The organism is Pseudomonas sp. NBRC 111119, from assembly GCF_001320125.1.
GTDB lineage: Bacteria > Pseudomonadota > Gammaproteobacteria > Pseudomonadales > Pseudomonadaceae > Aquipseudomonas > Aquipseudomonas parafulva.
On the sequence record NZ_BCAV01000022.1, the window covers coordinates 66,383 to 79,171 of the forward strand.

Here is a 12,789-nt window from a genome sequence, read left to right on the forward strand (position 1 = left end):
TGCGCGCGTGAGCGGGCAGCCTCTTCGGGGCGACAGACGGGGCTGTCTTACTGCTTGGCAGCAGCTACTTGAGCAGCAACTTCGGCAGCGAAGTCGTCAACCGGCTTCTCGATACCTTCGCCGACCTTGAAGTAGGTGAAGGAAACGATTTCTGCACCGGCCTTTTTAGCCAGGGCGCCCACTTTGACTTCTGGATCCATGACGAAGGCCTGCTCTTTCAGCGAGGCTTCAGCCTTGAACTTGGAAATACGGCCGTTGATCATGTTCTCAACGATGTTTTCCGGCTTGCCGGCGATCTTGTCGGCGTTCAGCTGCAGGAACACGCCCTTCTCGCGCTCGATGGCTTCGGCGGAGATTTCCGACGAGTCCAGGAACTCAGGGTTCGAGGCTGCAACGTGCATGGCGATGTTCTTGGCCAGCTCGACGTCACCGCCTTGCAGAACAACAACGGCGCCAATCTTGTTGCCGTGCAGGTAGGCACCTACCACGTCACCTTCAACACGCACCAGGCGGCGGATGTTGACGTTTTCGCCGCACTTGGCGACCAGGGCTTCACGGGCAGCTTCACGCGAGGCGATCAGCGGGGCTGCATCGGTCAGCTTCTGGGCGAAGGCTTCTTCCAGGCTTTCGGCCACGAAGTTCTTGAAGTCGTCTTGCAGGGCCAGGAAGTCGGTCTGCGAGTTCACTTCCAGCAGAACGGCGGCTTTGCCGTCGGTCTTGACAGCGATAGCGCCTTCAGCAGCCACGTTGCCAGCCTTCTTGGCGGCCTTGATGGCGCCGGAGGCACGCATGTCGTCAATGGCTTTTTCGATGTCGCCGTCGGCCTTTTCCAGGGCCTTCTTGCAATCCATCATGCCTTCGCCGGTACGCTCGCGCAGTTCTTTTACCAGCGCTGCAGTAATTGCTGCCATTTCAAAATCCTCTTGGAAAGTTTTTCAACCATTCCACCCGTTGCTCACGGGCGTTCAATTCTGCGAATCCGCTGTTGTGTTCAGCCGGCCCATAATGCGGGGCCATCGCTGACAGCAGGATTTCAAGGTGGCAAAAAGGGGGCAGAGCCCCCTTTTTGCGTGCCAAGTCGACGCTAGCGTCTATTACTCGGCAGCCGGTGCAGCCGCTTCTTCAGCGTAGACTTCGGTGCCGCCAGCAACGTTGTTGCGGCCACGGATCACAGCGTCAGCCATGGAAGTCATGTACAGCTCGATAGCGCGAATGGCGTCATCGTTACCTGGGATGATGTAGTCAACACCTTCCGGGCTGCTGTTGGTATCGACAACGCCGATAACCGGAATACCCAGTTTGTTGGCTTCGGTGATCGCGATGCGCTCGTGATCAACGTCGATGACGAACAGAGCGTCAGGCAGACCACCCATGTCCTTGATGCCACCCAGGCTGCGGTCCAGTTTTTCCAGATCGCGGGAGCGCATCAGGGCTTCTTTCTTGGTCAGCTTGGCGAAGGTGCCGTCATCGGCCTGGGTTTCCAGGTCGCGCAGACGCTTGATCGAAGCGCGGATGGTCTTGTAGTTGGTCAGCATGCCGCCCAACCAACGGTGGTCAACGTACGGCGAACCGCAACGAGCAGCTTGCTCGGCGACGATCTTGCCGGCGGAACGCTTGGTGCCGACGAACAGGATCTTGTTCTTGCCCTGGGCCAGGCGCTCAACGAACGACAGTGCGTCGTTGAACATCGGCAGGGTTTTTTCCAGGTTGACGATGTGGATCTTGTTGCGCGCGCCGAAAATGTACTTGCCCATTTTCGGGTTCCAGTAACGGGTCTGGTGGCCGAAGTGCACACCGGCCTTCAGCATATCGCGCATGTTGACTTGGGACATGATAGTTCCTTGATAAGTCGGGTTGGGCCTCCACGTATCCCAATGACCAACCCGCGAGTTCTGCAACTCGGGGCACCCAGGCCATCGTGTCGACACGTGTGTGGGTTTGTGTGCAGACGGGCCTGGGCCCGAAAGCGGCGCATGTTATACCACAGTGCGCGGGCAAACGGAACCTGAAAACTGCCCCCGCGCTGCAGGCGCCCTGCCATGACTGAAACAGCCTGAACCCCGCAGCTCTGTTAGAATGACGCCTTTCCTGTTTTAGCGCGCCGCGTGCGGCGCAGTGAAGAGAGCCTGTAATGACCGTCACCATCAAGACTGCAGAAGACATCGAGAAGATGCGCATCGCCGGCCGTCTGGCTGCCGAGGTGCTGGAAATGATCGAAGAGCACGTCAAGCCCGGCGTCACCACCGAAACCCTCGACCGCCTGTGCCACGACTACATCGTCAACGTGCAGCAGGCCATCCCGGCGCCGCTCAACTACAAGGGCTACCCCAAGTCGATCTGCACCTCCATCAACCACGTGGTCTGTCATGGTATCCCCAACGACAAACCACTCAAGGACGGTGACACGCTGAACATCGACATCACCGTGATCAAGGACGGCTACCACGGCGACACCAGCCGCATGTTCCATGTGGGTAACGTGCCGCAGTGGGCCGAACGGCTGTCACGCGTCACCCAGGAATGCCTGTACAAGGCCATCGAACTGGTGAAGCCAGGCTGCCGCCTGGGCGATATCGGCGAAGTGATCCAGAAGCACGCTGAAAAGAATGGTTTTTCCGTGGTGCGCGAGTTCTGCGGCCACGGCATCGGCAAGGTGTTCCACGAAGAGCCGCAGATTCTGCACTACGGCCGTGCCGGCACGGGCATGGAGCTTAAAGAAGGCATGACCTTCACCATCGAGCCGATGATCAACCAGGGCAAGGCCGACACCAAGGTACTGGGCGACGGCTGGACCGCCATCACCAAGGACCGCAAGCTTTCGGCGCAGTGGGAACACACCCTGGTGGTCACCGCCACGGGCTACGAAATCTTCACCCTGCGCAAGGACGACACCATCGCGCGCATCTCGGCCTGAACAGGCACAGCCCACACCACAGGAGCGTGACCCGATGCCACAGGTGGACCCCGAACTGTTCGACCGCGGCCAGTTCCAGGCAGAACTTGCCCTGAAGGCCAGCCCTGTGGCTGCCTTCAAGAAGGCCATTCGCCAGGCCGGCGAGGTGCTGGACAAGCGTTTTCGCGCCGGCAGCGCCATTCGCCCGCTGATCGAAGCACGCGCCTGGCTGGTGGACAACGTGCTGCAACAGGCCTGGAACCAGTTCGACTGGGGTGACCACAGCGGCATCGCACTGGTCGCCGTAGGCGGTTACGGCCGCGGCGAACTGCACCCGCATTCGGATATCGACCTGCTGATATTGCTGGGCGCGGCAGAACATGAACAGTACCGCGATGCCATTGAGCGGTTTCTCACGCTGCTGTGGGACATCGGCCTGGAAGTGGGCCAGAGCGTGCGCACTGTCGATGAGTGCGCCGAACAGGCCCGTGCCGACCTTACGGTCATCACCAACCTGATGGAAAGCCGCACCATCACCGGCCCCGAGGCCTTGCGCCAGCGCATGCTCGAGGTCACCAGCACCGCGCACATGTGGCCCAGCCGGGAGTTCTTCCTGGCCAAGCGCGCCGAACTCCAGGCGCGCCACCACAAGTACAACGACACCGAGTACAACCTGGAGCCCAACGTCAAGGGTTCGCCCGGGGGCCTTCGTGACATCCAGACGGTGCTGTGGGTAGCACGCCGCCAGTACGGCACACTCAACCTGCACGCCCTGGCCGGCGAAGGGTTTCTGCTGGAAAGCGAAAACGAGCTTCTGGCCTCGTCCCAGGACTTCCTGTGGCGGGTGCGTTACGCCCTGCACATGCTGGCCGGCCGCGCCGAAGACCGCCTGCTGTTTGACCATCAGCGCAGCATCGCCGCCCTGCTGGGCTACAGCGATGACAACCCGAAGCGCGCCATCGAGCAGTTCATGCAGCAGTACTACCGGGTGGTGATGAGCATCAGCCAGCTGTGTGACCTGATCATCCAGCACTTCGAAGAAGTGATCCTGGCCGATGACGACAGTGGTACCACCCAGCCGCTGAATGCGCGGTTCCGCCTGCATGACGGCTACATCGAGGCCGTGCGCCCCAATGTGTTCCGGCGTACCCCGTTCGCCATGCTGGAAATGTTCGTGTTAATGGCCCAGCACCCCGAGATCAAAGGCGTGCGGGCAGACACCGTGCGGCTGCTGCGCGAGCACCGGCACCTGATCGACCAGAGTTTCCGTACCGATATCCGCAACACCAGCCTGTTCATCGAGCTGTTCAAGTGTGAAATCGGTATCCACCGCAACCTACGGCGCATGAACCGCTACGGCATCCTCGGGCGCTACCTGCCGGAGTTCGGCCTGATCGTCGGGCAGATGCAGCACGACCTGTTCCACATCTATACGGTCGACGCCCACACGCTCAACCTCATCAAGCACCTGCGTAAACTGCAGTACACGCCGGTGTCCGAGAAATTCCCGCTGGCCAGCAAGCTCATGGGGCGCCTGCCCAAGCCTGAGCTCATTTACCTGGCCGGTCTTTATCACGATATCGGCAAGGGTCGCCAGGGTGACCATTCCGAGCTGGGCGCAGTGGATGCCCAGGCGTTCTGCGAGCGCCATCAATTGCCCGCCTGGGACAGCCGGCTGATCGTCTGGCTGGTGCAGAACCACTTGGTCATGTCCACCACGGCCCAGCGCAAGGACCTGTCAGACCCGCAGGTGATCCACGATTTCGCCCTGCACGTGGGCGACGAAACGCGCTTGGACTACCTGTATGTGCTGACCGTGGCCGATATCAACGCCACTAACCCCAGCCTGTGGAACTCGTGGCGGGCCAGCTTGCTGCGCCAGTTGTACACCGAAACCAAGCGTGCCTTGCGCCGCGGCCTGGAAAACCCGCTGGACCGTGAAGAGCAAATCCGCCAGACCCAGTCCGCTGCCCTGGATATCCTGGTGCGCCAGGGTATCGACCCGGACGACGTCGAGCAGCTGTGGTCGCAGTTGGGCGATGACTACTTCCTCAAGCACAATGCAGCCGACGTTGCCTGGCACAGCGATGCGATCCTGCAGCAGCCTGCTGACGGCGGGCCACTGGTGCTGATCAAGGAAACCACCCAACGCGAATTCGAGGGTGGCACGCAGATTTTCATCTACGCCCCCGACCAACACGACTTCTTCGCGGTGACCGTGGCGGCGATGTCGCAGTTGAACCTGAACATTCATGATGCGCGCATCATCACCTCCAGCAGCCAGTTCACCCTCGACACCTATATCGTGCTGGACAACGACGGCGGCGCGATCGGCGACAACCCACAGCGGGTCCGGCAGATTCGCGATGGCCTCACCGAGGCGCTGCGCAACCCGGAAGACTACCCGACCATCATCCAGCGCCGGGTGCCGCGCCAGCTCAAGCACTTCGATTTCCCGCCCCTTGTGACCATCCTCAACGATGCCCAGCGGCCAGTCACCATCCTTGAGATCACCGCCCCCGACCGCCCGGGGCTGCTGGCCCGGCTGGGGCGCATTTTCCTCGAGTTCGACCTGTCGCTGCAAAACGCCAAGATCGCCACGCTGGGCGAACGGGTGGAAGACGTGTTCTTCATCACCGATGCCGACAACCAGCCATTGTCCGACCCACAGCTGTGCAGCCGCCTGCAGGAGGCCATCGTGCAGCAGTTGCAAGCCGGCCAAGCCAGCACACCCCCTGCACGCGTGACTTTTTGACGACCAGATGATTGACGAGACCTTGCGCCAATGAACCATGCCTTGACCCAGCTCCAGCCCTACCCCTTCGAAAAGCTTCGCGCCCTGCTGGCCAGCGTTTCACCTGCGGCGGACAAACGTGCAATCGCCCTGTCGATCGGCGAACCCAAGCACACCTCGCCGGCGTTCGTGGCCCAGGCGATGGCAGACAACTTCGACAAGCTGGCGGTGTACCCCAGCACCCTGGGCCTGCCCGCCTTGCGCCAGGCGATCGGCCAATGGTGCGAGCAGCGCTTTGGCGTGCCAGCCGGTTGGCTGGATGCCGACCGCCACATCCTGCCGGTCAATGGCACCCGCGAAGCGTTGTTCGCTTTCACCCAGGCAGTGGTGAACCGCAGCGATGACGGTTTGGTGGTCAGCCCCAACCCGTTCTATCAAATCTACGAAGGTGCCGCCCTGCTCGCCGGCGCGACCCCGCATTACCTGCCATGCCTGGAAGACAACGGTTTCAACCCCGATTTCGATGCCGTGCCGGCAGAGGTCTGGCAGCGCTGCCAGGTGCTGTTCCTGTGCTCCCCAGGCAACCCAACCGGCGCCCTGGTGCCCATCGACACCCTGAAAAAGCTGATCGCGCTGGCTGACGAACACGACTTCGTAATTGCCGCCGACGAGTGTTACAGCGAGCTGTACTTCGACGAAGAGGCGCCACCCCCTGGGCTGCTGACCGCCTGTGCCGAACTGGGGCGCAGCGACTTCAAGCGCTGCGTGGTGTTCCACAGCCTGTCCAAGCGCTCCAACCTGCCGGGCCTGCGTTCAGGCTTTGTCGCGGGCGATGCCGATATCATCAAGCCCTTCCTGCTGTATCGCACTTATCACGGCTGCGCCATGCCGGTACAAACCCAGATGGCCAGCATCGCCGCCTGGCAGGACGAAGCTCATGTGCGGGCCAACCGCGACCAATACCGGGCCAAGTACGACGCTGTGCTGGAGATTCTTCAGCCGGTCATGGACGTGCAACGCCCCGATGGCAGCTTCTACCTGTGGGCAAAGGTGCCCGGTGATGATGCCGCGTTCACCCGCGACCTGTTTGCGTCCCAGCATGTGACGGTGGTACCGGGTTCGTACCTGTCCCGCGAGGTACATGGCGTAAACCCGGGCGCAGGGCGTGTACGCATGGCGCTGGTAGCGCCGCTGGCAGAATGCATCGAGGCGGCAGAGCGGATTCGGGCTTTCCTTGGGAGCTGACAAGCACCTTGCCAGATAAAAGGCCTGCCCGCGTGTCGGGATAGATAGTTACCGCTGATACCCGCTCGGCCACCCGCACCATGGTGACTCCACTACTCTCTGGAGTCACCATGATTACAGCCAAACTCCCCCTACGCCTGGACTCAGTCAACCCGTATAAAGCGCGCCAGCTGGCCTTGACGGAGAACCCGCGCAATGGGCCACCCAGCGGTATGCGTACCCGCTCCATGGGCCCCACCGGCAAACTGTGGAAGCCAGGGCGCCTGCTCAAGGTCTCGTTCGTTAGCAAGGGCAGCGAAGCGCTAAAGGCCCGCATCTACGAGCTGGGCCGTTCCTGGATCGACCTGTCGGGCGCCAACCTGCTCATGGAGCGGGTCGAAGATAACGACCAGAGCGCCGAGATCAGGGTTTGCTGTGCCCCCGAGGCTTACCTGAACGGTACGCACCTGGGCACGAACATCCTTGCAAGTGGCTCGCCCAACCTGATGCTGTGCTTCCAACCTGGTGACGAGCTGTTTGATTTCACGGTGCTGCACGAATTCGGCCATATCTTCGGCCTGGACCACGAACATCAGCACCCTGAAGCGGACATCCCATGGAATGACCGGGCCATGCAGTACTACGCCACAGAGCTGGGCGGGGCAAGCGAAGAAGAAGTTCGCAAGCAGGTGTTCGACAAACGCCCGTCCGCCGACCTCGTCAACATTGGCTACGATCCACACTCGGTGATGCACTACCCGGTAGAACCCTTCCTGACCACCAACGGCTGGCAGGTGGGCATCAACGCCGAACTGACTGAAAAGGACCTTTCATTCATGCGTGAAGCCTACCCACACTAACCCTTACGCCTATCGAACGTGCCCCAGGTTCGCCTCGCTCATGTCGAGTTCCCCCAGCACCTGGCGCACGACCTCATCACCTACCAGGTGCTGGCGATGCAGGCTATACAGTTCAAGCCGCTGGGCGCGCAGTGCGCGCAAGCGCAACCGCCGCTCCAGCTGATCCATCTGCTCGGCCAGCGCCTTGGCTTCGGCGCTGTCGTTGTAGCTGTCCAGCTCATCACGGTACTCGGCCATCAGCCGGGCCTTGAGCTCCGTCGCCAAGGTGGCCTGGGCGGCGTCCTGGGGTGCACTGCTGTCAATGACCTCTTCTGCTTCCAGGGCGTGGATCGCGGCCTCGGCGGTGCGCCGCCAGGCCTCCTGCACCTCCTGATGCAAACGCTCGTCCGGGCTCTTGGTCACGCCGCGCAGCAACAAAGGGAGGGCGATGCAGGCGCTGATCAGTGACAGCAAAATGACACCCGCGGCAATGAAGATCAGCAGGTCCCGCTCAGGGAATGCCTTGCCCGCCCCAATCAGCAGCGGAATGGACATGACGCCGGCCAGCGTCACCGCACCCCGCACGCCGCCCACCGTCAGCAGCCAGCAGGACCGCGCGGTGGGCATCAGCACCAGCGCCGGCTTGCCACGCCAGTGGCGGATAACGCCGATCGCGCGCCAGATACTCTGCACCCAGATGAACCGCAGCAGGATCAGCGCGGCAAAGATCGCCACCACGTCCAGGCAGCGCCAGGCCAGGGTCGGCCACAACGTGGCTTCGTGGCTGACCACCGCCTTTATGATGTCCGGTAATTGCAGGCCCAGCAGCAGGAAAATCAGGCCGTTGAAGGCGAATTCCAGCAGCGACCAGACGCTGCGGTTGAGCAGGCGGGTGCTGGTTTGGCGAGGCAGCAGGTCCAGCCAGCTCTGCATCATGCCTGCCGCCACAGCCGACAGGATACCCGATACCCCCAGGCGCTCTGCCAGAACGTAGGCCGCGAAAGGCAACAGCAGCATGAACACCACATGGGTGGCAGGGTCGTCCCAGCCACGGGCGATCATCCAGGCGCGCAAGCGGCCTACCAGCCAGCTGAGGGCCACCCCCACTGCCAGCCCGCCCAAGGCCACCAGTACGAAGCTGAAGCTGGCGTCTGCCAGCGAGAACACACCGGTAATCGCCGCTGCCAGGGCGAACTTGAAGGTCACCAGCCCTGAGGCATCGTTCATCAGCGCCTCGCCCTGCAACATGTGCATCAACGGCGTGGGCAAACGGTCCTGGGTGATGGCCGAAACAGCCACGGCGTCGGTCGGCGAAAGCACCGCCGCCAGGGCGAACGCTACTGCCAGCGGGATACTCGGCAGCAGCCAGTGGATGAAGTAACCCGCCCCGACCACGGTGAACAACACCAGCCCGACGGCCAGCGCTACCACCGGCCCGCGCATGCGCCACAGTTCACGCTTGGGGATGCGCCAGCCATCGGCGAACAGCAGCGGCGGCAAGAACAGGAACAGGAACAGTTCTGGGTCCAGCGCCACGTGTAGCCCAAGGGTGGGCCAGGCCAGCAAGGCACCGGCCGCGATCTGCACCAGTGGCAGGGGGAGTGGAACCATGCGGCCGACCAGCTTCGACACACTGACCAGTGTCAGCAGAATGAGGACGGTATAAGCGGACTGCATCCGTTCGGGTTTCCTTTTGAACAGTAACGACGACAAAAGGCGAAACATCGCCTTTGAAACAATATGTTAGCGGTGCCCTGAATGGCAAAACCGCTGCACCATGGTCGTAAAAGACTATTGAATATGTAACATGATGATGCTTCGGTGACAGCAGGGTCGATTCGTTCCCCAGGATTACAGCGGGTGCAGCCAGCGCTGCCCAGCCCATCACGTTCCCACCCGTGGCACTTGTAGAACCGTTCCCGCATAATCCCGTGGTTAACATGATAAACGGAGAGGTTGGGGTAGCCTGTGACCCCAATGTGCACAATGACCTACACGCTCTACGGCATCAAAGCCTGCGACACCATGAAAAAAGCACGAACCTGGCTCGACGACCAGGGCATCGTCTACGAATTCCATGACTACAAGACCCAAGGTATCGACCGTGACAGCCTGAACCGCTGGTGTGGCGAACACGGCTGGGAAGTCATCCTCAACCGTGCCGGCACCACCTTCCGCAAGCTGGATGACGCCAGCAAGGCAGACCTCGACCAGGCCAAGGCCGTCGAGTTGATGCTGGCCCAGCCGTCGATGATCAAACGCCCGGTGCTGGACCTTGGCGCGCGTACGCTGGTGGGCTTCAAGCCCGACCTTTACGCAGCGGCCCTGGCCTGACCACCCCCTATTTCGCACGAGGTAATTCCATGTCCAATACTCTGTTCAGCCTGGCCTTCGGTGTCGGCTCCCAGAACCGCCAGGGCGCCTGGCTGGAAGTGTTCTACGCACAACCCCTGCTCAACCCGAGCGCTGAACTGGTCGCAGCTATCGCCCCGGTACTGGGCTATGAAGGCGGCAACCAGGCAATCGCCTTCAGCAATGCCCAGGCCGCACAACTGGCCGAAGCCGTACGGGGCGTGGACGCAGCCCAAGCGGCACTGCTGACCCGCCTGGCCGAGAGCCACAAGCCGCTGGTCGCCACGCTGCTGGCCGAAGACGCCGCCCTGGCCTCCACGCCTGAGGCATACCTCAAGCTGCACCTGCTGTCGCACCGCCTGGTCAAACCCCACGGCGTGAGCCTGGCGGGTATCTTCCCACTGCTGCCGAACGTGGCTTGGACCAACCTGGGCGCAGTCGACTTGGCCGAGCTGGCCGAGCTGCAACTGGAAGCGCGCCTGAAGGGTGAGCTGCTGGAAGTGTTTTCGGTAGACAAGTTCCCGAAAATGACCGACTACGTGGTACCTGCCGGCGTGCGCATCGCCGACACCGCCCGAGTGCGCCTGGGCGCCTACATCGGTGAAAGTACCACCATCATGCACGAAGGCTTCGTCAACTTTAACGCGGGTACCGAAGGCCCGGGCATGATCGAAGGCCGCGTCTCGGCGGGGGTGTTCGTTGGCAAGGGCTCAGACCTGGGCGGCGGTTGCTCGACCATGGGCACGCTGTCGGGTGGCGGCAACATCGTCATCAAGGTAGGCGAAGGCTGCCTGATCGGCGCCAACGCGGGTATCGGCATTCCGCTCGGCGACCGCAACACCGTCGAAGCCGGCCTCTACATCACCGCAGGTACCAAGGTGAACCTGCTGGACGAGAACAACGAGCTGGTCAAAGTGGTCAAGGCCCGCGACCTGGCCGGGCAGACCGACCTCCTGTTCCGTCGCAACTCGCTCAACGGTGCAGTGGAATGCAAGACCCACAAGTCGGCCATCGAGCTGAACGAGGCGCTGCACGCGCACAACTGAAAACCTGACAAGGTTTGAAGTGTTAAGATCGGGTCTGGTGCACATGCGCCAGACCCGATTTTCATTCCAGGCCCCGCGAACATGCTCCAGCCCTCCCCCTGGCGTGCCGATTTCCCCGCCATCGCCGCTCTGCAACGCCAGCACCAGACTTACCTGGACAGCGCCGCAACCGCCCAAAAGCCCCAGGCGCTACTAGATGCCCTGGCCCACTATTACGGCAACGGTGCGGCCAATGTGCACCGGGCCCAGCACCTGCCCGGTGCCTTGGCAACCCAGGCGTTCGAGACCAGCCGCAACAAGGTGGCGGCCTGGCTCAATGCCGAGCAGGCCAGCCAGATTGTGTTCACGCACGGTGCGACATCAGCGCTCAACCTGCTGGCATATGGCCTGGCGCATCGCCTTGAGGCGGGCGAAGAAATCGCCATCAGTGCCCTTGAACATCATGCCAACCTGCTGCCCTGGCAGCAGTTGGCCCAACGCCGCAACCTGCGCCTGGTGGTACTGCCGGTGGATGCGAGTGGTCATATCGACCTGGAGCAGGCGCTGCAACTGATCGGCCCGCGCACCCGCGTGCTGGCTGTCAGCCAGTTGTCCAACGTGCTGGGCACCTGGCAGCCGCTGCAAGCGCTGTTGGCCCATGCCCGTGCGCAGGGCGCGATAACGGTGGTGGACGGTGCCCAGGGCGTGGTGCATGGCCAGCAGGATGTGCAGCAGTTGGGGTGCGACTTCTACGTGTTCTCCAGCCACAAGCTCTACGGCCCCGATGGCGTCGGGGTGCTGTACGGGCGCAGCCAAGCGCTACCCCTGCTGAGGCATTGGCAGTTTGGCGGTGAAATGGTGCAAGTGGCCGACTATCAAAGCGCCAGCTTCCGCCCTGCACCGCTGGGGCTGGAGGCCGGTACGCCGCCTATCGCCGGGGTGATCGGCCTTGGTGCAACCCTCGGCTACCTGGGTAGCCTGGACGCTTCGGCGATCAGCGCCCACGAGGCCACCTTGCACCAGCATCTGCTGCGCGGCCTGGCCGAGCGCGATGGCATACGGTTGGTGGGTGCGCCCGACACGGCACTGGCCAGCTTCGTGGTGGAAGGCGTCCACCACGCTGACATCGCCCACCTGCTGACCGAGCAGGGTATCGCCGTACGGGCCGGCCACCACTGTGCGATGCCCCTGCTCAACGGGCTTGGGCTGGACGGTGCCATCCGTGTTTCCTTGGGGATGTACAACGACGGTGACGATCTGCAGCGGTTCTTCAGCGCGCTGGATCAGGCACTGGAGCTGCTTCGATGAGCTTGCCGGAGCAGGCGCAGCAGGCGCTGGATACGTTTGCCCAGGGCAAGGGCTGGGAGCAGCGGGCCCGCTTGCTGATGCAATGGGGCGACCGGCTGGAGCCTTTGACAGCCGCCGACAAGACCGAAGCCAACCGGGTGCATGGGTGCGAAAGCCTGGTGTGGCTGGTGGCAGAGCAGGTGGATGGGCGTTGGCGGTTCAAGGCCAGCAGTGATGCCCGCCTGTTGCGAGGCCTGCTGGCCTTGCTTCTGGTGCGGGTGCAAGGCCTGGCGGTTGCAGACCTGGCGGGGCTCGACCTGCGCGACTGGTTCAGCCAGCTGGGGCTGGAGCGCCAGCTGTCGCCCTCGCGCAGCAACGGGCTGCATGCGGTGCTGCAGCGGATGGCGGAACTGGCCTCTGGCCGCTGATCGCCAC

Annotated in this window: 11 protein-coding genes; 8 read left to right on the plus strand and 3 right to left on the minus strand. The window is 62.4% G+C overall.

Features of this window, described 5'->3' with window-relative positions; genetic code table 11:
* Positions 1–47 precede the first annotated feature (47 nt).
* Together tsf and rpsB are read right to left on the minus strand one after the other, a co-directional pair.
* Positions 48–911: a translation elongation factor Ts gene (gene tsf, locus APH25_RS09770; protein ID WP_028634980.1), complete on the minus strand. Its 864-nt coding sequence runs from the start codon at positions 909–911 to the stop codon at positions 48–50.
* Between the two features lie 183 nt (positions 912–1,094).
* A complete protein-coding gene (gene rpsB, locus APH25_RS09775) occupies positions 1,095–1,832 on the minus strand; it encodes a 30S ribosomal protein S2 (protein ID WP_028634979.1) in 738 nt (245 codons plus the stop codon).
* Positions 1,833–2,131: 299 nt separating this feature from the next.
* Here rpsB and map point away from each other — a divergent pair, with 299 nt between their 5' ends.
* From map to APH25_RS09795, 4 genes are all read left to right on the plus strand, one after another.
* Positions 2,132–2,914: a type I methionyl aminopeptidase gene (map, locus tag APH25_RS09780; RefSeq protein ID WP_060481762.1), complete on the plus strand. Its 783-nt coding sequence runs from the start codon at positions 2,132–2,134 to the stop codon at positions 2,912–2,914.
* Positions 2,915–2,948: 34 nt separating this feature from the next.
* A complete protein-coding gene (locus tag APH25_RS09785; RefSeq protein WP_060481763.1) occupies positions 2,949–5,648 on the plus strand; it encodes a [protein-PII] uridylyltransferase in 2,700 nt (899 codons plus the stop codon).
* Between the two features lie 30 nt (positions 5,649–5,678).
* Positions 5,679–6,872 (plus strand): succinyldiaminopimelate transaminase, encoded by a 1,194-nt coding sequence (gene dapC, locus APH25_RS09790; protein WP_060481764.1) that lies wholly within the window; start codon positions 5,679–5,681, stop codon positions 6,870–6,872.
* A 110-nt stretch (positions 6,873–6,982) separates the two neighbouring features.
* Positions 6,983–7,711 (plus strand): hypothetical protein, encoded by a 729-nt coding sequence (locus tag APH25_RS09795; protein ID WP_028634975.1) that lies wholly within the window; start codon positions 6,983–6,985, stop codon positions 7,709–7,711.
* Between the two features lie 9 nt (positions 7,712–7,720).
* Here APH25_RS09795 and APH25_RS09800 read toward each other — a convergent pair whose 3' ends face one another.
* Positions 7,721–9,367 (minus strand): Na+/H+ antiporter, encoded by a 1,647-nt coding sequence (locus tag APH25_RS09800; protein ID WP_060481765.1) that lies wholly within the window; start codon positions 9,365–9,367, stop codon positions 7,721–7,723.
* 309 nt (positions 9,368–9,676) lie between these two features.
* Here APH25_RS09800 and APH25_RS09805 point away from each other — a divergent pair, with 309 nt between their 5' ends.
* From APH25_RS09805 to APH25_RS09820, 4 genes are all read left to right on the plus strand, one after another.
* Positions 9,677–10,024, plus strand: coding sequence for an ArsC family reductase (locus APH25_RS09805; RefSeq protein ID WP_060481766.1), 348 nt, complete (start codon positions 9,677–9,679; stop codon positions 10,022–10,024).
* Between the two features lie 29 nt (positions 10,025–10,053).
* Entirely contained in the window at positions 10,054–11,088 is a 1,035-nt protein-coding gene (dapD, locus tag APH25_RS09810) for a 2,3,4,5-tetrahydropyridine-2,6-dicarboxylate N-succinyltransferase (RefSeq protein ID WP_060481767.1), read from the plus strand.
* An 81-nt stretch (positions 11,089–11,169) separates the two neighbouring features.
* Positions 11,170–12,375, plus strand: a complete 1,206-nt coding sequence (locus tag APH25_RS09815) for a cysteine desulfurase (RefSeq protein ID WP_060481768.1) — start codon at positions 11,170–11,172, stop codon at positions 12,373–12,375.
* A complete protein-coding gene (locus APH25_RS09820; RefSeq protein WP_060481769.1) occupies positions 12,372–12,782 on the plus strand; it encodes a SufE family protein in 411 nt (136 codons plus the stop codon). Before APH25_RS09815 ends, APH25_RS09820 begins: the two co-directional genes overlap by 4 nt.
* Positions 12,783–12,789: the final 7 nt, after the last annotated feature.

Bases quoted from the DNA above. Each gene is read 5' to 3' on its own strand.
- dapC (WP_060481764.1), top strand. From the start codon at position 5,679: ATGAACCATGCCTTGACCCAGCTCCAGCCCTACCCCTTCGAAAAGCTT.
- APH25_RS09805 (WP_060481766.1), top strand. From the start codon at position 9,677: ATGACCTACACGCTCTACGGCATCAAAGCCTGCGACACCATGAAAAAA.
- APH25_RS09785 (WP_060481763.1), top strand. From the start codon at position 2,949: ATGCCACAGGTGGACCCCGAACTGTTCGACCGCGGCCAGTTCCAGGCA.
- tsf (WP_028634980.1), bottom strand. From the start codon at position 911: ATGGCAGCAATTACTGCAGCGCTGGTAAAAGAACTGCGCGAGCGTACC.
- APH25_RS09795 (WP_028634975.1), top strand. From the start codon at position 6,983: ATGATTACAGCCAAACTCCCCCTACGCCTGGACTCAGTCAACCCGTAT.
- APH25_RS09815 (WP_060481768.1), top strand. From the start codon at position 11,170: ATGCTCCAGCCCTCCCCCTGGCGTGCCGATTTCCCCGCCATCGCCGCT.
- rpsB (WP_028634979.1), bottom strand. From the start codon at position 1,832: ATGTCCCAAGTCAACATGCGCGATATGCTGAAGGCCGGTGTGCACTTC.
- APH25_RS09820 (WP_060481769.1), top strand. From the start codon at position 12,372: ATGAGCTTGCCGGAGCAGGCGCAGCAGGCGCTGGATACGTTTGCCCAG.
- APH25_RS09800 (WP_060481765.1), bottom strand. From the start codon at position 9,367: ATGCAGTCCGCTTATACCGTCCTCATTCTGCTGACACTGGTCAGTGTG.
- dapD (WP_060481767.1), top strand. From the start codon at position 10,054: ATGTCCAATACTCTGTTCAGCCTGGCCTTCGGTGTCGGCTCCCAGAAC.
- map (WP_060481762.1), top strand. From the start codon at position 2,132: ATGACCGTCACCATCAAGACTGCAGAAGACATCGAGAAGATGCGCATC.